General features: G+C 50.5%; 24 protein-coding genes. 7 read left to right on the top strand and 17 right to left on the bottom strand.

All coding sequences use genetic code 11. The features are described 5' to 3' along the window. Positions 1-106 precede the first annotated feature (106 nt). On the top strand, positions 107-571 hold the full coding sequence (locus Q0577_RS18155; protein WP_366884670.1) for a DinB family protein: 465 nt from the start codon (positions 107-109) through the stop codon (positions 569-571). On the opposite strand, the gene Q0577_RS18150 is transcribed toward Q0577_RS18155, so the two are convergent. The 3 genes from Q0577_RS18150 to Q0577_RS18140 form a co-directional block, all read right to left on the bottom strand. Next, complete coding sequence (locus Q0577_RS18150) at positions 568-1350, bottom strand: DUF4440 domain-containing protein (RefSeq protein ID WP_298738730.1); 783 nt, start codon at positions 1348-1350, stop codon at positions 568-570. The two genes, Q0577_RS18155 and Q0577_RS18150, sit on opposite strands and share 4 nt — an antisense overlap. A 39-nt stretch (positions 1351-1389) precedes the next feature. Further along, entirely contained in the window at positions 1390-2196 is an 807-nt protein-coding gene (locus Q0577_RS18145) for a hypothetical protein (protein WP_298738728.1), read from the bottom strand. A 164-nt stretch (positions 2197-2360) separates the two neighbouring features. Beyond that, the gene (locus tag Q0577_RS18140) at positions 2361-3239 is read right to left on the bottom strand and encodes a glycosyl hydrolase (RefSeq protein ID WP_298738726.1); all 879 of its coding nucleotides are present in this window, start codon (positions 3237-3239) and stop codon (positions 2361-2363) included. A gap of 342 nt (positions 3240-3581) precedes the next feature. Here Q0577_RS18140 and Q0577_RS18135 point away from each other — a divergent pair, with 342 nt between their 5' ends. Then, a complete protein-coding gene (locus Q0577_RS18135; RefSeq protein ID WP_298738725.1) occupies positions 3582-3962 on the top strand; it encodes a hypothetical protein in 381 nt (126 codons plus the stop codon). 3 nt (positions 3963-3965) lie between these two features. On the opposite strand, the gene Q0577_RS18130 is transcribed toward Q0577_RS18135, so the two are convergent. After that, positions 3966-4589 (bottom strand): chloramphenicol acetyltransferase, encoded by a 624-nt coding sequence (locus tag Q0577_RS18130; RefSeq protein ID WP_298738721.1) that lies wholly within the window; start codon positions 4587-4589, stop codon positions 3966-3968. Next, complete coding sequence (locus tag Q0577_RS18125; RefSeq protein WP_298738720.1) at positions 4586-5281, bottom strand: HAD family hydrolase; 696 nt, start codon at positions 5279-5281, stop codon at positions 4586-4588. Before Q0577_RS18125 ends, Q0577_RS18130 begins: the two co-directional genes overlap by 4 nt. A gap of 79 nt (positions 5282-5360) precedes the next feature. On the opposite strand from Q0577_RS18125, the gene Q0577_RS18120 reads away from it, so the two are divergent. Together Q0577_RS18120 and Q0577_RS18115 are read left to right on the top strand one after the other, a co-directional pair. Further along, positions 5361-6005 carry a Crp/Fnr family transcriptional regulator gene (locus Q0577_RS18120; protein WP_298738718.1) on the top strand — a complete coding sequence of 215 codons (645 nt, stop codon included), beginning with the start codon at positions 5361-5363 and terminating at the stop codon, positions 6003-6005. Between the two features lie 107 nt (positions 6006-6112). Beyond that, positions 6113-6355, top strand: coding sequence for a hypothetical protein (locus tag Q0577_RS18115; RefSeq protein WP_298738716.1), 243 nt, complete (start codon positions 6113-6115; stop codon positions 6353-6355). On the opposite strand, the gene Q0577_RS18110 is transcribed toward Q0577_RS18115, so the two are convergent. After that, positions 6349-7233, bottom strand: coding sequence for a diacylglycerol kinase family protein (locus tag Q0577_RS18110; protein ID WP_298738713.1), 885 nt, complete (start codon positions 7231-7233; stop codon positions 6349-6351). The genes Q0577_RS18115 and Q0577_RS18110 overlap by 7 nt on opposite strands. A gap of 43 nt (positions 7234-7276) precedes the next feature. Here Q0577_RS18110 and Q0577_RS18105 point away from each other — a divergent pair, with 43 nt between their 5' ends. Beyond that, a complete protein-coding gene (locus tag Q0577_RS18105) occupies positions 7277-8320 on the top strand; it encodes a phosphatase domain-containing protein (protein ID WP_298738710.1) in 1044 nt (347 codons plus the stop codon). Positions 8321-8335: 15 nt separating this feature from the next. Here Q0577_RS18105 and Q0577_RS18100 read toward each other — a convergent pair whose 3' ends face one another. Both Q0577_RS18100 and Q0577_RS18095 read right to left on the bottom strand, forming a co-directional pair. Beyond that, positions 8336-9355, bottom strand: a complete 1020-nt coding sequence (locus Q0577_RS18100; RefSeq protein ID WP_298738708.1) for a hypothetical protein — start codon at positions 9353-9355, stop codon at positions 8336-8338. 2 nt (positions 9356-9357) lie between these two features. Continuing rightward, complete coding sequence (locus tag Q0577_RS18095) at positions 9358-10206, bottom strand: AraC family transcriptional regulator (protein ID WP_298738706.1); 849 nt, start codon at positions 10204-10206, stop codon at positions 9358-9360. An 86-nt stretch (positions 10207-10292) separates the two neighbouring features. On the opposite strand from Q0577_RS18095, the gene Q0577_RS18090 reads away from it, so the two are divergent. Beyond that, entirely contained in the window at positions 10293-11360 is a 1068-nt protein-coding gene (locus tag Q0577_RS18090; protein WP_298738704.1) for an SDR family oxidoreductase, read from the top strand. 28 nt (positions 11361-11388) lie between these two features. Here the strand turns inward: Q0577_RS18090 and Q0577_RS18085 are convergent, their stop codons facing one another. Continuing rightward, positions 11389-11979: a class I SAM-dependent methyltransferase gene (locus Q0577_RS18085; RefSeq protein ID WP_298738702.1), complete on the bottom strand. Its 591-nt coding sequence runs from the start codon at positions 11977-11979 to the stop codon at positions 11389-11391. 96 nt (positions 11980-12075) lie between these two features. On the opposite strand from Q0577_RS18085, the gene Q0577_RS18080 reads away from it, so the two are divergent. Next, positions 12076-12786: a Crp/Fnr family transcriptional regulator gene (locus Q0577_RS18080; protein ID WP_298738701.1), complete on the top strand. Its 711-nt coding sequence runs from the start codon at positions 12076-12078 to the stop codon at positions 12784-12786. Between the two features lie 79 nt (positions 12787-12865). On the opposite strand, the gene leuB is transcribed toward Q0577_RS18080, so the two are convergent. From leuB to Q0577_RS18040, 8 genes are all read right to left on the bottom strand, one after another. Next, positions 12866-13939, bottom strand: a complete 1074-nt coding sequence (gene leuB / locus Q0577_RS18075; protein WP_298738699.1) for a 3-isopropylmalate dehydrogenase — start codon at positions 13937-13939, stop codon at positions 12866-12868. Positions 13940-13980: 41 nt separating this feature from the next. Further along, positions 13981-15504, bottom strand: coding sequence for an alpha-isopropylmalate synthase regulatory domain-containing protein (locus Q0577_RS18070; RefSeq protein WP_298738697.1), 1524 nt, complete (start codon positions 15502-15504; stop codon positions 13981-13983). A gap of 19 nt (positions 15505-15523) precedes the next feature. Then, positions 15524-16120, bottom strand: coding sequence for a 3-isopropylmalate dehydratase small subunit (leuD, locus tag Q0577_RS18065; protein WP_298738695.1), 597 nt, complete (start codon positions 16118-16120; stop codon positions 15524-15526). Between the two features lie 35 nt (positions 16121-16155). Then, a complete protein-coding gene (leuC, locus tag Q0577_RS18060) occupies positions 16156-17565 on the bottom strand; it encodes a 3-isopropylmalate dehydratase large subunit (RefSeq protein ID WP_298738693.1) in 1410 nt (469 codons plus the stop codon). Between the two features lie 133 nt (positions 17566-17698). Further along, positions 17699-18415, bottom strand: a complete 717-nt coding sequence (locus Q0577_RS18055) for a DUF92 domain-containing protein (protein ID WP_298738690.1) — start codon at positions 18413-18415, stop codon at positions 17699-17701. Then, positions 18412-19851, bottom strand: a complete 1440-nt coding sequence (locus Q0577_RS18050) for a P1 family peptidase (RefSeq protein WP_298738687.1) — start codon at positions 19849-19851, stop codon at positions 18412-18414. The genes Q0577_RS18055 and Q0577_RS18050 overlap by 4 nt, the downstream gene beginning before the upstream one ends. Before the next feature lie 222 nt (positions 19852-20073). After that, entirely contained in the window at positions 20074-20877 is an 804-nt protein-coding gene (locus tag Q0577_RS18045) for a hypothetical protein (protein ID WP_298738685.1), read from the bottom strand. 3 nt (positions 20878-20880) lie between these two features. Further along, on the bottom strand, positions 20881-21288 hold the full coding sequence (locus Q0577_RS18040) for a Dabb family protein (RefSeq protein ID WP_298738683.1): 408 nt from the start codon (positions 21286-21288) through the stop codon (positions 20881-20883). Between the last annotated feature and the right edge of the window lie 41 nt (positions 21289-21329).

Genomic DNA, 21329 nt, shown 5'->3' with positions numbered 1-21329 from the left:
GATAGAATACATACAGCGGGCAAAATTGCTGAATGTTGAAATGGAATAGTATACGGATCAGGAAAATTATTTACGCAATGGGGAATTTTATGCGTTAAGCAATGGCCTGCTGCCGGTTATCATAGAACGCCTTGGTGGCACCCCGGCGCGTGTAGAAGAGATCGTTGGCCGCCTGGATCCAAACCTGCTTACATTAAAGCCGGACGACAAGTGGAGCATCAGGGAGGAAATAGGGCATCTTGGCGATCTGGAGCCCCTGTGGTACGGGCGGATAGACGACCTGGTAAATGGCGCGGCTGAGCTGCGGGCAGCGGATCTTACCAACCAGGCCACGCACCAGGCCAATCATAATGCTGCAAAAACAGTAAGCCTGCTGCAACGCTTCAGGGAACAGCGGCAGGCATTTGTAGAGAAGTTGTTGTCATTAACAGATGAACAGCTGGAAAGAGCAGCCCTGCACCCGAGATTGAAAACACCGATGCGAATCGTTGACCTGGCCTATTTTGTAGCAGAGCATGATGACCATCACCTGGCACGGGTGCGTGAGCTGATGCAGTCTGCAGGCGCTTAGCGTACGGCAGCCAGTTCTTCTGCCACTGCTCCCCTTTCACGAACCACCATTTTGGTAATGGCATTGCCGCTCTTTACGAATTCAAAGGTGAGGTCACGTTCCTTTAGAAAAAAGAGGCCTTCTTTCTCCGCAAATAAGGGGATGGATTTGCTGCCCAGATAAAGGATCAGCCGGCCATTTTCTACTGCTACCCTGGCCTCGCCGCTTTGCGGCCCTTTGTATTCTCCGGTGTAAGTATTTAAGACGGCAGGCGTTAAGGTGAGCGCTTTTCTTTTATTGATATACGGTACGGGACCATGATCATAGCTAAGCACACGGGTCATCTTCCATTCACCATTCTGCAGCATCCACAGGTGTGTGAACTTAGCCAGTCCGTCGGCATATTCCTGCTTCCCCTGCTCCTTCACATAAAATACATGTTCGCCGCTGAGGATAGCGCCGTATATCACATCATTCTTTCTCAGGGGAAATACCTTCATGCTGCCTTCCACCGCTTCCCTGCGCAATCTGAAATTACCTGAGCAGAGGTTATTTTTAAAGGATGCCACCAGCGCTTCCAGCCCCATGGTGACGCCGCCTTTGTCATGATAGAATTCAACATCTTCTGCAAAGTATGCACGCATGACATTTGTATCGCAGGCATTATAGCCGTGCCAGAAAAGGCTGTCCTTGTGCACAATGGTAGCTGATAATTGCTGGTCATTGTCCTGTGCAGACAAAGCGCTGCCCAGCAGCGAAAGTAATAGTACGGGAAACAGGCGGGGTAATTTTACTTGCATGATAAGTTGCATTAGGTATTGTGTACCTAAAGTAACAATTTACGGCCTTGTTTCGAAATATTCATAGCGGCAGATGTGCTTTTCTTCCGGAAAGTATTCCTGTACATAGGAAGCGATTGGCAGTCCGTATTCGTTATACGTTGTCACCCTGTCTACATAAAAGAAGGTGGAATGGGTCCAGTTGTTCCGCGACAAACGGGGTGTAGCGCCAACGGTGAAGGGCAGATTATACAGCCCTCCTATGGAGAGGTTCATGCTGCGTTCAATGATCGGTCCATTATCGTATGCGTCATAATAATATACGTCCGGCAGTGTGGGATAGTCCTGGCTAAGAGAGTAGCTCAGGTTGCCGTTGGGATAGACAACACGGGTAGTATCATGCCCGAATTTGGGATCATTTGACATAATGATCACGGTATCGCCATGATAGGCATAGTCTAATGTATATCCTGCGGGTTGAGCTTCTTTCCGGGAAGGAAGGGTATCATTACCGGAATAGGTAAAAATCACTGTTTCGAATGCGCTGCGCATTTCCTTCACACGCAGTTTTGCATCGTACAAAAGGGTATCTGCCATCTGGAATACCAGGTTAAGGGTATCATTCCTGCCACTCTGGTAAATACGCCGGATATAAGGTTTATAATGCTGGTTATATTCAATTTCCCAAAGCGTCTTGGTGGCACTGACAACAGGGCTGCCAGGCAATGGATTGGCGCCATATGATAGCGTGACCCGTATCACTTTATTGATCAGCCATTGCGGCCGGTGTAACGGGGGCTGTTCGGGGTGCTTGATACAGGCTGTAAACAGCAATATGCATAATACGAGGAGAGTATACTTTTTCATGGGGCAGCGTTTTGTCCCCTCAAGTTATCGCTAAAGCCAGATATCTGCTACTACTTTAATCAGTACATTATTAAATTCCAAAATCCCAATACCAAATTCCAAAGCGCGGAGATAGCCGCGACGATCATTTGGATTTTGGAATTTGGATTTTGGAATTTGGATTTTTACTTACCCACGTTATTATTGGGCTTAAACTCCGCATACCACTGTCCCAGGGTAGTCAGATTACCATTGGCATCGATGAGGGCGGAGGGCCATAACCTGCTGCTGGTGGGATTGCCTGAGAACCAGGAATAGCGTTGTACAAAAGGCAGCTCTTCCAGCTTGGGCAGCAGCCTTTGCATGAAGCCTAATACCTGTTCAGGGGTAAAGTCGTTTTCCTGCATGGTGTTGGCGTCGTTATCAACGGTGGCAAATTCGGTGATCCAGATGGGCAGGTGATACTTGTTGTACAGATCCTGTAAGACCCCAACAAAATGCACGTCGTCCAGTCCAACATACATATGTACGCAGATAAAGTCTACCCGGCGGCCCTGTGCGGCGGCCTTGGTCATAAAATCAGTGAACCACTGCTGGGTGGGCCAGGCCACGGCAGGACTGCCCAGGGGCAAACCAATGCTTTCCAGCTGCGGCCACAGGGCCAGCGCATCATCTACCGACATATTCGATTGGTCAGGCAGATCGGGCTCATTGAAACCCAGGATGTATTTTACTTTGCCTTCCTGCTTACGCTGTTTCACATAAGCAATATTCTCTGCCGTGACATTGCCTTTGCCCCAGAACATGGTGGCAAATTCGCAGTTGGAGGGCGCCTGTTCAAAGGGCAGCGTGGTGCCCCAGGTGTAAAACCAGTGACTTTTCAGCTTGGTGATGTTGCCATACCAGGTGCCATTGGAAGTGTTGGTACTGAAATCGGCTCCTTTTTTACCAACAATGACGGTGTCTTTGCCATTGTTATTTTCTCCGGGCGCCGGATCATTCTTCTTGCTGCAGGAAACAAATGCTATTACGCTGAACAGCAGTGCGATGTTAAGTTTTTGCATAGGATGGTTCAATAAGGGATATGCAGGTTTTGTTGACGACGTTTTAACGGCCATAAATGTATAATAATTGTTCCGATTTATACAATTTCTGTAACCGCTGCTGCCTTTTCTTTGCATAAAAGAAACAGCACCCACCTCCATTCCCCTGTTGGTTGACCTGGAAGCAGGGCTTGTTTAAATAATTGTCATTCCGCCATTTAACCTTGATCAACAAAAAGGGCGCTTGTCATGGCGCCCTTTTCTGTTAAATTTTATTATCTTCCGTTATCTAAACCAAGATGTAAATTCCAAATTCCAAAAACCAAGATCTGAAACCCGGATTTAAACCCAAAATCAACAACTATGAAAAGATCCCTTGCCCTCAGCCTGTTGTGCGCTTTCATGTGCCTGTTCTTTGTTAGCAGCAGTTTCGCTGCAGAGAAGCCCACACCTGAAAAAACCTTTGATTACAGCTGCAGCTACTATGACGCTTCCAGCGGCAAGTATTACTGTGTAGAAACAAGTGCGGCATGTAATGTGGCGCATGCCTATGTGAAGGAGTCCGGCAGTGCTGCTTCGCCTACTTTGATCGTGCTGAGCTACATCGGGACTAACGCCAGCAATTGCCAGATGTATGAAGGCAGCCTCTCGCTTCCCACCGGCAGCATCATTGTAGTAAATGTGGTGAGCTGCGGCTGCGGATCGTCTTTAACAACGTATGTGCGTTTCTTCAGGGACTTCTGACCATCAGTTATCCATTAACTCCTGGAAGGTGTTAATGAACTGAGCTGCGTGAAATCCATCCATCAATGCATGATGTACATGTACAGACAAGGGCATGATCATCCTGCAACCCTGTTCCTTAATTTTGCCAAAGGATATCTTAGGGCAGCTGTCATTAAATGAATAACAGCGTGCATGAGAAAGGCCTGTGAAGCTTACCCAGGGCAGGGAAGAGAAATGGATCACGTTCTCGCCGGAGGTAGCCGGGTCTAGTCCCGGTGTGTTCCTGACCCGGTCTATCTCCCTGCGGGCAGCCGTTTCAAACTCCTTATAATCTTCGTAATAATCCATATACGAAAAGCCGAAAGTATTATCCGGACGCCCGATGGTGGGCGATGCATTAATCTTGTCATATTCCCACACTTCACCATCAATGATACGATAGCGGAAAGGCGTGGTCTGGTTAGCTGCTGTCAGTGATTTATGCAGGTAATACAGGAAGAAGGACGTGTTCATATTCCTGGCGCGCCGGTAGGCAATGGTGCAGTCAATATCCACACAGATGCCAAAGAAAGGTTCTTCAAAACGGCTGAAGAATGCAAAGTGGTCCTTACGGGACCAGCTGTTCATATCAAGTAGCTGTTTCATGGCAGTAAATGAGGCAGGATGTCTGAAATAGCTTCAAACTGGAAGAACTGCGGATGCTCAATGGTATGATCTATGCGTTCATGCTCCCAGGTAATGTGGTAGGGAATGTGTACGGCATGACCTTCCAGCGCAAGCACCGGTAATACGTCTGACTTCAGGGAGTTGCCGATCATCAGGAACTCCGCCGGGCTGCAGTCCAGGTGTTTCAGCAGTTTCCGGTAATCTTTCTCCTTTTTGTCGCTCATGATCTCAATGTGATGGAAGAAATGTGCCAGTCCTGATTTCTGCAGCTTACGCTCCTGGTCCAGCAGATCGCCTTTGGTAGCCACCACCAGCCGGTATTTGCCATAAAGTGATTGCAGCACGGTCTCTACACCGTCCAGCAGTTCAATAGGCTTGTTCAGCAGCTCCTGTCCGTACTGGATCACTTTGAGGATGATCTCCGGCGGGGCGGTGTTCTCAGTTACCCGCAGCACCGTCTCGATCATACTGAGGATAACGGACTTGATACCGTAGCCATACAGGGCCAGGTTGGCCATCTCCGTTTTATACAATTCCTGTGATACGCTGTGGTGCGGAAGATAATCTTCCAGCAGGCTGCAGAACTGCTCTTCCGCCTCACGGAAGTAAGGTTCGTTCACCCATAAGGTATCATCTGCATCGAAGGCGATTACTTTAATGTTATCAAACATCCTTATTTTTATCTTTTAACAGCTGTGAAGTTAAATACACCGCCATAATAAAAACGGGACATTTGTCCCAACCCATCATATGCTTCGAACTAATCCGGTTTTCCTGTCTTATATAGAACGCCTGGCCTCCGGCCAGCAGGGCGAGGGCATCATGCTGAAGTCTTTTGAACCGGCAACAAGATTCATCCGCCAGGACGATCATATTCACTATGTGTACATCATCAGGGACGGTATCACCAAGGTATACCGTACGGAAGACAACGGCAAGGATATAATCTTTGAGTTCCTGGGCAAGGGTGAGGTTACCGGCGAGCTGGAAGCCATCCGCAAAACGCCCTGTCTCTGTAACGTGGAAACCATTACAGCGGTAAGCGCCTACATGATCCCGCGGGAGCTGTTCCTGCAATTGCTGCACAATGATGCAACGCTCAACAGTATTGTGCTGGAAGAGCTGGCCACGCGGATAGACCAGACTTGTATTCGGGCATCCTACCAGCAGGTATACCCTATTGAATACGGCCTGCTGCGGCTGCTGATGCTGCAGGAAGAGCAGCAGGTGTTCTTCTCCAAAAAAGACATGGCTGATTACCTGGCCATTACCGTGAGGAGCTTTAACCGCACCGTTAAACAGTTAAGGGAGAAGAATGTGCTCAGCACAGAAGGGCTGCACCTGGACCTTAGCCGGAAAGAGCTGGACAACCTGCTGAAACGCTTTGAGGAATAGCTTCGATATGATTCCCCTTTTTGTCGGCACTCTTTCCCATGAAATATACATGCGCCCACCCGGACTGCCGCTTTCTCCTAATTTCGGACCATAACAACTATGGTCATATGAAAGCAGCAACAGAAAGAAAGATCATCCGCTGGATGCATATTGTGCTCAGCATCCCCATCCTGGGATATATTTACGGACCGGTTTCCACCATTCCGGTTGGCAGCGCCCTGGTGAGGTTTGTGATGCTGCCTGCGGTAGTATTGAGCGGTTTATGGTTGTGGAAGGGGCACCTGCTGAAGAAAAAACTCAGGCAGCCGCGGTATGAACAGCGTATACAAAAGAAAGCCAATGCCTACTGAGGTAAGATGATACTAATCTGCCCGGGCAGTATCTTCGCTTTCACGTTGTATACTTTTCCTTTATACTCCCCGTCTATCTGGAAATGCACCTTCCTGGCGGTGGTGATATTCACCTCCCTGGCGCGGAAGCACTGTATCTTCTCGGGGTCAAAACGCTGTTTGCTGAACATCATTTTCAGCAGCTCGGAAATGGCCAGCTTCTTTACGATCACCACTTCAAAGAAACCATCGCTGATAGCCCCCAGGGGATTGATCACCGCCCCGGTGCCATACTTACTCGCGTTGGCCAATACCACCATAAAGGCGGGTTCCTGTATCTCTTCCTTCTCTGTGCGGATCAGCACCTGCACCTGTTCTTTCCTGTACAGGGTTTTGAACAGCACACGGGCATATCCCAGCTTACCCCGCAGCGGGCTTTGCTCAAAGTATTTGATCAGCCTTGCATTGAGGCCAATATCACTGAGGTGCAGGCAAACATCGCTGTCATTGATACCGATAAGATCGCAGCGGGTGATGTTTCCATTCACCACCACATCCAGGGCATCTGCAGGCGCAGCAGGTATATTCAGTTCTTTGGCCATACCGTTAGCAGACCCGGCAGGAATAATGCCCATGGCTATGGAGGTGCCCATCACCAGCTTTGATACCAGCGTTACGGTACCATCGCCACCTACTGCTATCACGCGGTCTGGCTGTATACTTTTGATGTACTGTTCCAATTCATCCGCACCATGTTTATCATCCAATATGAAATAGTAAACAATGTGTGGAAGCTGCGCGAAATAACCGGCGATGGTTTCCTGCCAGTTAACACCACTGTTACTGCCGGCGCCCGGATTAATGACGAATAACAGTTTAAATGCGTTGTGCTCCCCCATTTCAATTATGGTATATTAGTTGAATAGATAAGCTCTAAAAAGTATGCCTGACAGGAGTAAAACATCGTTTATCCTGAAAATAAAACGGAAAATACTGCAGTGGCTCAAGCTGCGTACTACACCGGCTATAAAGGCCTACAACGGTTATGGTAATGCAGAGCACTGTGTATTGTTTGGCCACGCCTTATTGCTCAGTCCACTGCAGCGGAAAAGGTTCCACCGCAATGCATTGATCAACACACTGGCATTGCTGCGTCTTTTCATGGTTAAGCCTTTTCCCGCTGCCATTGTTAAGATGCAGTGGAATGGCGTGGAGCACCATTATACCACGGAATCAGATGGCTTCTTCCGCTTTGAGTGGAACCCGGGGCGGGTATTATCTCCCGGATGGCACAGCGTCCGTATTGAGCTGCTGGACCCTGTTTCCAGGGAAGTGCTGGATACCACCGCAGGCAGCATATTCATTCCTTTCAGCAACCAGTTCGCATTTGTGTCTGACATTGACGATACTTTCCTGGTCTCACATTCTTCCAATGTGAGGAAGCGGCTGTACGTGATACTGACCAAAAATGCCGACAGCCGCAAACCATTTGAGGGCGTAGTGCAACATTATCAGTTGCTGGCGGGAGCGCATGCACCGGAAAACACGAAGAATCCTTTCTTTTATGTGTCCAGCAGTGAATGGAACCTGTACAACTATATCAGGCGTTTCTGCAAGAACCATGATATGCCGGATGGCATTTATCTGCTGGGGCAGATCAAAAGACTGCAGGAAGTATTTAAAACAGGGCAGAACAAGCATGCCACCAAATTCATGCGTATTGCACGTTTGCTGGAAGCATACCCGCACCAGGTGTTTGTACTGCTGGGAGATGACAGCCAGGAAGATCCCAACATCTACGCTTCACTGGTGGCACATTTTAAGAACAGGATTTTCTGCGTGTATATAAGACAGATAGCTCCAAAGCATGCAGCGGCCACGCGCGCAAAAATGAAGGAGATCGAAAACGCGGGGGTGCATTGCTGTTACTTTGCGCATAGCAGCGAAGCAGTGGCGCATTCCAGGATGATCGGATTGCTGGGGTAAGAGGTAGATAAGCGCCTATCCCCTGATCGTAAACGCCCTCGCCGGGTTCTCCTGCGTCAGCTTTCGTATCTCCATGGCGGTAAACCCATACCTGGGCAACAGGTGCACAAAAGTGCCCAGCAGGTAATTGTAATCACGGAACGTTCCTCCGCCCTTCTGCCCTACATTATACCAGCCCGCATCATGAGAGATCAGCACCTGGTCTAAAAAACCTGCGGCTTTCAGCCGCCTGAGACGGGCAATATAATCTTCCGCCACATCTTTATTCAATCCGTCCAGGGAGATCCAGGCGCCTGCTGCGGCTATCTTTTCATGTATTTCGAGGTTGGTTTCATTTTGTGCATGTATCCAGATGTACGATTGTAAGGGCACTTCCATGCGCTTCAGTATTTCCGTTTCTTCCAGCGCCGCCGCACCATCGCCGGTATGTATACCAATAGGCAACCCGCTCTGTTTCCAGGTAAGGCCGGCTGCCTCCACCAGCTTGCGCTGTAAGGGACTCAGCGGACCTTTATCCACGCCGCTTTTAATAAAGCCGGGCTTTATACCGGTGTTCCCGATGCCGTTCTTCCACTCTCCTGTCCAGCGTGCCGCCAGCTGGGCGGCCGTTTCCCGCTGCACGTAAGCAGGCAGGTACTTATGAGCGCCTGCGCCATATAAACCGGTATTGGTAATGATCTTAACGCCGGATGCGAGCGACAGCTTCTGCAGCAGGCGTACGTTACGCCCCAGGAAATCGGGCGTGCATTCCATCATGCAGCGGCAGCCCGTTTGCCGGAGTGAGTTGAGATAAGGCAGTATGGTCTTGTATGCTTCCGCTTCATTATAGCGTTTGGCACTGATCCTGGCAGCGCCGATAAAGTCCACCAGTACATGCTCATGCGGTAGCACCGGCCCCAGGTCTGCCGGTTTCACCGCACCGGTAACGGTCATGATAACGCCCTCCTGCTTTGCGGCTGCTTTTAACCAGGCGGCGCTGCAAAGCATGGCAGGCGCCATAGAGAGAAAATGCCTGCGGGAAATAGTATGGACCATGGCTATATTTTTTGAAGCTGTTTCCTGAAGGCAGACGGGCTCATTCCCCGGTGGGTTTTAAAGAACTTGTTCAGGTGACTGATATCTGTAAAGCCCAGGGTATGGCTGATCTCCTTGAGGGAAAGCGAACTGAAATTAAGGCGGTTCTCTACCAGGTGCAGCTTATATTCATTGATATAATCGCGCAGCGGCACGCCTGTCTGTTCCTTGAAAAAAGCGCCCAGGTAGTTCCTGGAATAACCGAAAGTAGTGGCCAGGTGCTCCAGCTGCACCAGCTCCGGTGAATAAATATGATGATGAATATACTGGAGGATCGCCGATATTTTCTCAGAATGTTTTTTATTACCGGGCAGCACCGCTGTGGTGATATTACGGTACATCACAGACAACAGCGCCTGTATCAGGAAGAAGATCGTTTCATTGGTTTCCTCGCCGCTGGTCTTCCATTCTTCCACAATAAAGTTAACGATACGGCAGGCGCGCTCTGCTTCCGCCTCCGTAGCCAGCAGCGGGTGATCGTTGCGGCGCAGGCGCGTCAGCAGCTGGTCCATATCCAGGTTCCAGCGGGTATGCAGCTCCGTTTGCCCGATACCGTTGAGGTATATTGCAGAAAACTTAAGGAAGGTGAACACGGTTTCTTCCTCCACTTCAAAGTGATGAAAATCGCTGGGCCCCAGCAGAAAAATGCTTTTGTCTTTATAAGGATAATGTATGCCCGAGAGGCAATGCGCCCCTTTACCCCGGTGCACAAAAACGATCTCGAAATGGTTGTGGTTGTGGACGGGATGCTGCCATTCGCACGTAGCAAAATGGGAGATCTTCAGAAACTCATGTTGTATATACCGTTTCATTCACCGAATAATACCAATTATCCTTGTAAATATACAAACATTCAGCAGGGGGATGCCGCTAGCTTTGTTCCATCAATAGCAACGCAATGGAAACAAACGCAACAAACAAGAAAGTGGCCCTGGTAGTGGGCGCACAGGGTGTAATAGGAAGAAACCTGATCGATTACCTGCAAACACAGGAAGGCTGGGAGATCATCGGCCTTTCCCGCAGGGGCGGCGTATCTGCAGCTAAGGTACGGCAGCTGGCGGCCGACCTGCTGGACCGGGAAAGCCTGCGGCAGATCACCCCGGCATTAAAGGAAGTAACGCATATTTTCTATGCTGCCTACCAGGACCGACCCAGCTGGGCAGAACTGGTGCCGCCCAACCTGGCCATGCTGGTGAACATTACAGAAGCCGTAGAAGCGGCATCTCCCCGGCTGCAGCACATCAGCCTGATGCAGGGGTATAAAGTGTACGGCGCCCACCTGGGGCCTTTTAAAACCCCTGCCCGGGAGTCAGACCCAGGCCATATGCCGCCGGAATTCAATGTAGATCAGCAGCAATTCCTGGAACAACGCCAGCAGGGCAAACAATGGACCTGGTCTGCCATACGCCCTTCTGTAGTGGGCGGCTTTGCACTGGGTAATCCAATGAACCTGGCCATGGTGATCGCCGTATATGCCGCTATCTCCAAAGAACTGCAACTGCCGCTGCGCTTTCCCGGCAAACCCGGCGCTTACAACAAGCTGCTGGAGATGACGGATGCGGGCCTGCTGGCTAAAGCAACGGTATGGGCGGCCACCAACCCGGGCAGCGCCAACCAGGCTTATAATATCAATAACGGCGACCTGTTCCGCTGGAACGAAATGTGGCCTAAAATAGCCGCTTATTTTGAGCTGGACGTGGCGCCGCCCCTGCCTATGTCGCTCAGCATCGTTATGGCAGACAAAGAGCCGCTCTGGAACAGTATGATGGCTAAATATGGCCTGCAATACCCCTATGGGGAAGTATCTTCCTGGGCCTTTGGGGATGCTGTATTCGCCTGGGATTATGACCTGCTGGCCGACGGCTCAAAAGCACGCAGGGCCGGTTTCCATGAATACGTGGAAACGGAAGCGATGTTCATGGGCATTTTTGATGATTTCAGGAAACGCGGGGTGATACCAAAGTAAGCATCCGGCGGAAGCCCCGGGCGGACATCTAAGGTTTGATCCACATCTTCAACAGAAAATCAGCCGAGGCATCTGCCAGCTGGAACCCCGGCGGGATCTCATCTTCCAGGCTGTGGAAGGTGACCAGCCGGGTACCAGCCGGCTTGTTGAGCAGGGCTTTGTATAAATAACGGCAATAGTAGTGGTACAGGCTGGTGGAATAATCGATCTTATGATCGATGCGGTCATTATTGTCGAGGTTCTCGTAAAAAGCGTTGTAAAAATAGAAGTGGTCATAATCATCCAGCTGCAGCTGGGTGAAGTTGCCATACAGGAAGGTGGCGTTCGGCGTTTGTGTAGCCTCTTTTGCCGCATTGGCATAGTCACAGAGATCCTGCCGCTGTTCAATGCCGTAAAAAGACACCTCGGGATAGAAATGCGCGCCGATCAGGCAGAATTTACCGACCCCGCTGCCAATATCCAGGATCTTCTTTCCCGGTTCTTCTGCCAGGAATGCCGCTGATTTCTTGGCCACTCCCATAGGCGTCCAATGCCGTCTGGACAGGCGCTGTATCTTCTCGGGGTATAGCCAGTCAAAAGCGGCGTCAGAAGTATAGCAGCCAGGTGTTGATATTTTCATGCCGCAAAGCTACCTTTGATTATCATAGATTGCGCTGCAATTTTTCACTGAAAAAACTGCAGAAAATCAATTTCCCAGGGCATCAGCATTTGCAACATGAGTATAGCGGGCATCTTTCCCATAGATAAATGGAATTTCAAGTCACAGTCCATCCTGACCACCCTTCCACCGGAAGAGTATCGCCGCCTGTGCGCCCACATGACCATCCAGCAATATGACAAAGGCGCCGTGCTTTTCAGGGAAGGCACCATTCCCTCCGGCATCTTCTTCATTAAAAAAGGAAAGGTGAAGAAATACCTGGCAGACCGCGACGGCAAAGAACAGATCATCTATGTGGCCAATTCGGGAGAGCTGATCGGCTACCATGCCATACTGAATGAAGGCCGCTATCCAGACTCTGCCGCTACCCTGGAGGCCAGCGAGATTGCTTTTATACCCAAGGAAGATTTCCTGGAAACACTGGCCCGGTCTGCCGTACTTTCACAACGGCTGCTTAAAATGCTGAGCCATGAATTCACCGTACTGTCCAACAGCATCTCCGTATTTGCTCACCGCTCGGTAAAAGAGCGGCTGGCTATCGCCCTCATTGTACTCCGGGAAAAGTTCAAGGAAGGAACCCCTCCGGGCAGCCCGGTAGTGCTCGATGTTTCCCGTAGCGACCTGGCGGGGATGACCGGCACCGGGAAGGAAAATGTAGTGCGGTTCCTGAAAGAGTTCAAGGAAGAAGGTATACTGAACACCAAAGGCAGGAAAATATTTATCCAGGATGTTACAAAGCTGATCGGCCATTCAGGTATGAGCCAGTAAAGGTATCGCTGCATACATAAAAAGGAAAAGCGCTACCCGCAGGTAACGCTCTTATAACAATTGTAAGTCTGGATAAAGTCTACAGTAATTTCAGTACCTCTGCTCCTATCGCTTCCGTACCCAATATCTTATCTGCAGGGGTAGACTGATCCGCAATGTCCCTGGTGCGGAAACCAGCTTTCAGTACTTTGTCCACCGCGTTAATCACAGCTTCAGATTCTGCTTTCATGCCGAAAGAAATATCCAGCAGCAGTGCGGCAGACAGCACGGAAGCCAGGGGGTTGGCCACTCCTTTACCGGTAATATCATGTGCAGAACCATGGATGGGCTCATACACACCGGTACCATCGCCAATGGAAGCGGAAGCCAGCATACCCATGGAGCCGGCAATCTGTGATGCTTCATCGGTAAGGATATCGCCGAAGAGATTGGCGGTTACCACCACGTCAAAACGGCGCGGATCCTTGATCAGCAGCATAGCGGTAGCATCTACAAACTGGTGCTCCACTTCAACATCCGGGTAGTCCTGTGCTACTTTCTGGATCACTTCTCTCCACAGCCGGGAGGTTTCGATCACGTTTGCCTTATCTACAGAGCAGAGTTTCTTTCTGCGGGTCCTGGCGGCTTCAAACGCTTTGCGGGCAATGCGCTCTACTTCAAAGCGGCTGTATTCTGCAATGTCAAAAGCGGTGTCGCCATTGTTCTTCCTGCCTTTTTCGCCGAAGTAAATATCGCCGGTCAGCTCACGGAAGAAGAGGATGTCTGCGCCTTTCAGTATTTCAGGTTTGATGCTGGAAGCGCCCAGCAGCTCGTCAAACAGTTTAATGGGGCGCAGGTTGGCATAGAGGCCCAGTTCCTTGCGCATTTTCAGCAGGCCCTGTTCCGGCCTTACCTTGGCGGTAGGGTCATTGTCGTATTTGGGATGGCCTACAGCGCCGAAGAGCACAGCGTCTGATCCGCGCATCTTTTCCAATGATTCATCGGGCAAAGGGTTGCCGGTAGCTTCAATGGCCACATGCCCGATCAATGCTTCATCATAAGTGAAAGTATGACCGAATTTAGCGGCTATTTTGTCCAGTACCTGTTTGCCCACTGCAGTCACTTCCTGCCCTATTCCGTCGCCGGGAACAATTAAAATGTGTTTGCTTGCCATGCTGTTGTTTGTTGAATAAATAATGTATGCGTTGCTCCCTGTTATATCAGGTTGAGCATTTTTTGCGTTGCCTTGATGGCTGATACCGTCTGATCGCTATCGAGCCCCCTGGTTTTGAACTCACGGTTATTGTAGCTCCAGGTGATCACCGTTTCGCAGAGGGCGTCGCTCTTACCGCCGGGCGGTATGCGTACGGCATAGTCTGTAAGTCCCGGCAGTTCCTGTTTCCGTTTCCTGTACACTTTCTTCAGTGCATTCATGAAAGCGTCGTATTGTCCGTCGCCCTGGGCATGTTCTTCAAACACTTCTCCATTCACGGAGATGCGCAGTGTTACGGAAGGTTTCAGGTTCGTTGCGTGGGTCAGCACATAATTCTCTATGCGTACCTTTTCAGCGATGGTATTGCTGTCCAGTATATCAGAGATAATGTAAGGCAGATCAGCCTGTGTAACCACCTCTTTACGGTCGCCCAGTTCTATGATGCGCTGGGTCACTTTTTTGAGCTGGGCATCTGAGAGCTGGATACCCAGCTGCTGCAGGTTATTTTCAATATTGGCCTTACCGCTGGTTTTACCCAGGGCGTATTTACGCTGACGGCCGAAACGTTCCGGCATCAGGTCGCTGAAATAAAGCTTGTTTTTTTTGTCGCCATCGGCATGGATGCCCGCGGTCTGTGTAAACACATTTTCGCCCACCACCGGTTTGTTCACCGGTATGCGGAAACCGGAGAAGGTTTCCACCAGCTTGCTTACATGATACAGGGACGCTTCTGCTACCGAGGTCTTTATCCCGGGCAGAAAATCGTTCAATACAGCTATTGCGCTGGCCAGGGGCGCGTTACCGGCCCTTTCTCCCATCCCGTTGATGGTAAGATGGATGCCGTGCGCACCAGCCTTAACACCTTCCAGTACGTTAGCGGTGCCCAGGTCATAATCGTTGTGCGCATGAAAATCAAAATGTGTGTTGGGATAGCGGGCTACGATGGCGGAGATATACTCATACGTTTCAGCAGGCACCAGTACGCCCAGTGTATCCGGCAGCATGACCCTTTTTACGGGCTGCTGCTGCAGGAAGTCCAGGAACTGGAAAACGTAGTCCCTTGAATGCCGCATACCATTGCTCCAGTCTTCCAGGTAGATATTACATTCCAGTCCCTTTTTCTTAGCCAGCGCCAGTACGGCGGCCACGTCCGCAAAATGCTGTTCCGGCTTTTTCTTCAGCTGGTGGGTAAGGTGATTGAGCGAGCCCTTGGTGAGCAGGTTCATTACCCTGGCGCCTGCCTGCTGCATCCATTGTACAGAAACATCCCCGTCTACAAATGTCAGCACTTCCACCTTGTTGAGCAGTCCGTTGGCCTTTGCCCATTTGGTAATAGCCTTTACTGCCGCTAACTCGCCGTCAGATACGCGTGCAGAAGCCACTTCAATGCGGTCTACCTTTACTTCGGTCAACAACAATTGAGCAATGGTTAATTTTTCGGAAGGAGAAAAAGACACGCCATTGGTCTGCTCACCATCGCGAAGGGTAGTATCCATTATCTCTACATATCTCTGTGCCACTGACATAATACTTCGGGGGTGTTGTTTAATAGATGCTCTTTGCAGCGAATGACTCGATATCTGCTTTCATGGACTGCAGATAATCTATATCATCATAACCGTTCATCAGGTTATGCTTTTTGTAGCCGTTGATCTCGAAAGATTCGCTTTCTCCCGTTGACAGGATGGTGATGCGCTGCGCTTCGAGGTTCACTTCCAGTGCTGTTTTGGGATCTGCTTCTATGGCAGTGAAGATCTTATCGAGGAACCCGGCGCTGATCTGTACGGGCAGGATGCCGATGTTCAGGGAGTTGTTCTTGAAAATGTCTGCAAAGAAGCTGGACACCACGCAACGGAATCCGTAGTCGTAGATGGCCCAGGCTGCGTGCTCACGGCTGCTGCCGCTGCCGAAGTTCTTCCCCCCTACCAGGATCTTGCCGGAGTAGATCGGGTTATTCAGCACAAAGTCTTTCTTGGGCGTACCGTCTGCCTCATAGCGCCAGTCGCGGAACAGGTTATCGCCAAAACCTTTACGTTCGGTTGCTTTCAGGAAACGGGCGGGGATGATCTGGTCGGTATCTACGTTCTCAATAGGCATAGGTACCGCAGTGCTCCTCAGTATAGTGAATTTATCGTAAGCCATTTTTGTAGTATATCGTTTTAATACGGTTAAAGAAATTACTCTGCCATCAGCGACCGGGGATCAGTGACTACCCCTGTTACGGCGGCTGCAGCGGCTACCAGCGGACTGGCCAGCAGTGTTCTTGCTCCGGGGCCCTGTCTGCCTTCAAAGTTGCGGTTGCTGGTGCTCACGGCGTATTTACCGGCAGGTATCTTATCGTCGTTCATGGCCAGGCAGGCAGAACATCCGGGCTGACGCAGCTGGAAGCCGGCCGCTGTGAGAATGTCCAGGATGCCTTCTTCTTTGATCTGCTGCTCCACGATATGTGATCCGGGAACGATCCATGCCGTTACATGGTCTGCTTTCTTACGGCCTTTTACGATGGAGGCGAAAGCGCGGAAATCTTCTATACGGCCATTGGTACAGCTGCCAATGAATACGTAGTCTACTTTTTTACCGAGCATTTCATCCTGCTCCCGGAAGCCCATGTAATTGAGGGACTTCTCGTAGCTGGCTTTGCTGCCGCCCGCTTCTGCAGCAGAAGGGATATGACGGGTAATGCCCATACCCATGCCCGGGTTGGTACCGTAGGTGATCATGGGCTCAATATCGGCGGCATTGTATTCGTATTCTATGTCAAAGGCAGCGCCTTCGTCTGTTTTCAGTGTTTTCCAGTAAGCCAGCGCCTTGTCCCAGGCTTCGCCATTGGGCGCTTTTTCCCTGCCTTTGATATAAGCAAAGGTGGTTTCGTCCGGGGCAATCATACCGCCGCGGGCGCCCATCTCAATGCTCATGTTACAAACGGTCATACGGCCTTCCATGCTCATCTGCTCAAATACCTCACCCGCAAACTCAATGAAATAACCGGTGGCGCCTGCGGCAGTCAGCCTGGAGATGATGTAGAGCACCACATCTTTGGGCACTACTCCTTTACCCAGCTTACCATTCACCTTAATGCGCATTTTCTTTGGCTTGGGCTGCATGATACATTGAGAGGAAAGCACCATTTCCACCTCAGAAGTGCCTATACCAAATGCTATAGCGCCAAAAGCGCCGTGGGTGGAGGTGTGAGAGTCGCCGCAAACGATAGTCATGCCCGGCAGGGTGATGCCGTTCTCAGGGCCTACCACGTGTACAATACCGTTCTTGGGGTTACCCAGGCCCCAGTGAGAGATGCCATATTTGGCAGAGTTCGTTTCCAGCGCTTTCAGCTGGTTGGCAGAAAGCGGATCCTGCACGGGCAGGTGCTGGTTTATAGTGGGCGTATTATGATCTGCTGTTGCAAACGTTTTTCCGGGGAACATCACCTTCAGGCCCCGGCTTTCCAGTCCCAGGAAGGCCACCGGGCTGGTCACTTCATGAATAAAATGCCGGTCAATAAACAACACATCAGGGCCGTCTTCAATCTTCCTGACCACATGGGAATCCCATACTTTGTCAAATAATGTAGCGGGTGCTTTACTCATTTTTCATAATTTAAAAGGTAACCGCAAAATTCTTAAAAATTGTCCACAATTTTTGATCTTTTTTCGTAAATCCTCTAAATCATAGCCGTATCAACAGGCGGCATGGGCCTACCGATGAATGTTTTCTTATATATTAAAGGCAAATGAATAACAGGGCCGCCAGTGCGCCGAAGAGCGTGTTCAGGAAATTAACGCCGTTATTACCGATATAATGCCTGCGCTCCAGTGAGGCGCCCAGCACAGAATCTGCCAGGTTGCCCAGCACTCCGCCCAGGGTGATGAACAGCACCGCGGCCCCGGAACCGGTTGCAACAGCATGGATCAGCGCTATCAACAGGGCGCCCGCAGCGCCCAGCAACGTGCCTTCCAGGCTAACTACGCCATCCAATCCGGGGGCTTCCTTTTTAAATGTGAGGATGTTGATGGTATGACGGCCATATACCATGCCCAGCTCAGAAGACAGGGTATCTGCCGTGGCAGCCGCCAGGCCGGCGGCCAGCATCATGGTATAGGTATCTTTGGCGTGCGGATTTATCAATGCCAGCAGGGCCGTTAAAACGGCTGTACCGCCATTGGCCAACACCTGGCCTGCATTACGGGCTTCGGGATGCTCCCCTCCTGCCTGCAGTTTTGCCTTTAAATCCTTACGGTGGGAAGTGGCCACGGTGCCCATGATAAAAAAAGCAGCGAGTAACAGCACGCCAATGTATCCGGCTCCTGCAAATACCAGCAGGCCGGTGAAGATGGCGGCAATTCCGCCGCTACCGGTCAGCTTCCGTTTACGGACACTGACCATAGCGACCACCAGCAGCAGGGCAAGTACAATGATCCAGGAAAGCCAGCCTGTCACTTTGCTTTCTTTTTGTACACCATCTCTATACTGTCGTCTTCAACCGCTAGCTGCTGCAGTTCCCGGTTGAACACGATCCTGACAAAATTTCCCTTTATCATAAACACATCTTTCGCCACCGGCAGCAACTCCCTCGTTGGAGCTCCTTCTCCCCTGGCCAGTTGCAATTTACCGTCCTTGCTGGTGATGATCACCGGGCTGGCAAGGCTGTTCGTATAGGTACCGCTGTAAGTATCCAGTAGCTCCTTTGACAGCCGTATACCGGCATCCGGTTTTAATTCTTTTCCGGGAATGTCTCTGATATACTCCTGCATCAAAGCCTTCACTTTGTGATGCGGCAAAGCGTACGCAGTGTTGCCATAGACACCCTCCATGGTTTCTGCTGCAGTCATGGCATTGATGATCGCTTCTTCCGTGCTCTGGATAGTGGCTTCAAACAAGGGATCTATCCACTCGTTAGGCAATTGCTGTACAATACCCAGCGAATCTGCCACATATGCTTTTTCATTGGCAGTAGAAAATGCCAGGAAGATATCACCGGAAGAGTTATGCCCCTTCCCTCCTGTCAAACCAACGCCAATCGGCACACGCTGTGCCAGCCGTTTCAGCTGGTGCGGCAGCAAGGGCGCGTCTGTTGCAATCACCACAATGATAGAGCCGGTACCGGGTGTATAGTTGTCTGGTCCGCCGTAAATGCGGTAAGGTAATGTATCCCCTAATAATTTTCCTACCGGCACACCGGTAATAGTGAGGTCCTTCCGGGCGCCGAAATTGGATTGTACCAGTGCGCCCACGGTATACTTCTTCCCCGCAATGTTCACCACGCGGGAAGAGGTACCGGTACCGCCCTTAAAGCCCAGGCACATCATGCCGGTGCCGCCGCCTACATTACCTTCTGCAATGGGACCGCCCCTGGCGCTGTCCAATGCAGCAAATACATGTTCTTCCTTTACATGGAAACCCAGTATATCATTGAGTATACCGTCATAGGTTTCTGCCACTACGGGCAGTCCCCACCACAGCTCATTATCTTCAAACCAGTTGCGGGTAGCTACCCATTTCAGCACGGCATCCCGGGTAATGCCCACGCTGTTGGTATTGGTGATCATCACCGGCGTTTCAAGGAAACCGGATTCTTCCACCCAGGTAGTGCCCGTCATCTCCCCGTTACCGTTGAGCGTATACCAGGCGGCATATACAGGATTATGTTTGTTGCCTCTCGGCAGGATAGCGGTAACACCGGTGCGTACCGCCTTTGCGCCCTTACCTTTTACAATGGTGCTGTAACCTACTTCCACACCGGCTACATCTGTGATGGCATTATAAGCCCCCGGCTGGCCTTCAAAAGGAATACCAAGATCACGCGCCCTTTCTTTCCGCTGGGCGTCAGCGCTGCCGCATATAATCAGCAAAAGCGCAACAATACAATATCTCATCTGAAAAAAAGTTAATTGCGGTTTAAATCTGTTAACCAGGCTGCAAGATACAACACATCTTAAACAAAGGACGCGTGCTTATCTTATAGTGGCTGTACCCTGGCGCTTCTGCTACCAGGCGTTATCATGCATTCTTCAGCAATTTAAGCCTGAACAGGCGGCTTTCGCCCTTGTCATTATCAGCCACCAGGTGCAGCAGATATTCATCTCCACGGGTTGATTCTATACAAATGCCTTCGATCTTCTCCCCCTAAATGCGGCATCTGCCTCCGGCAGATTGATCAAAGCATCCAGGGTAAGGACCGGCTGTTCCAGCTTCTGGCTGATACGATCCACCCAGGCCAGATAGCTGTCGCCGATAGTGCCATCATCATATGCGTTGGCAGTGGCCTCACTGCTGAGGGTAAACAGCAGCGTATCAGACAAGGCATCGTAGCAAAGCTCAGAAACACCCAGGAAGTCCCCGGAATGGGCTGGTAACGTTAATGGCAATACGGAAAGCGGGGCATTTTCCTGGTGAAGCCAGTAATCTTTTCCGGTAATGATGAGATGATTTTCAGGATAGGTGTTATTTCCACGGTTCACCAGTAGCAGGCGCGCTCCTGCCAGCGCTGCTCCCTCTATATTTACTTCTTTGATACCAGCGCTGCGCAGGCGTGCTGTAAATACCCCGGTATCAAACCGGGAAAGCTGCGCACCGGGCGGCTGCAGGGAGATCAGCATGAGCTGCTCCCTTTCCCTGCGGGAAGCAGAGCCAATAGCCAGTAAATGCGGCTGGATTGCTGCTTCCACTATTACCATGGTCTCAAAATCAGCTTTCCGGTCCTTGGGAATCCGCTTTTCAGGGTAGTCAAAAAGCTGTATAGCGCCTGCGTTGCGGTAATCACCGTCGAGGATGGCAATGCTGCGGGCATCATCTCCCAGCAGGTAAAACCTCCCTCCATGATAGCTGATGGCAGAGCCGGAAGGATAATCCTCCAGCAGCCTGGAGTGGAGCAATATAATACGAGGCTTTGCCTGCTGCATCCTTCAGGCGTCTACAGCATCATACACAATCACTTTCTCCCACAAATGTCCGTAGTTCTTAATAAACTCCAGGTGGATGGGATGCGTTTGATAAGCGGCCTGCCCGGCAAGATCTTCAAAGAACATCAGCTCAGACACGCCCCAGCTGTTATCTACCACATCTCTTTTTTCTGTGCTGGCTACAACGCCTACACGCAGTTCTTTTACCGTAGGTATTTTAGAGAGTGTCTTTACACCTTCTACCAGCTGGTTGCGGTCTTCAACAGAACCGGGGTTCTTCAGCCAGAAAAACACATGATGTATTACGGGGTATTTGTTGCCTTTCAAAGGCAGCGGCATGGCGGTGGCAGCAGTACCTGCAGCGAGGGCGGCAGCGGTGCCCAGGAATTTACGTCTGTTGGATTTTTCCATAAGTGTTAAATGTTACGCATAAAAATATTAATTTTTAGGGG

The organism is uncultured Chitinophaga sp. (assembly GCF_937898475.1).
In the GTDB taxonomy this organism is placed as follows: Bacteria; Bacteroidota; Bacteroidia; order Chitinophagales; family Chitinophagaceae; genus Chitinophaga.
The sequence above is the reverse complement of the archived record's forward strand: the minus strand, read 5'-3'. Positions and strand labels throughout refer to the sequence as shown.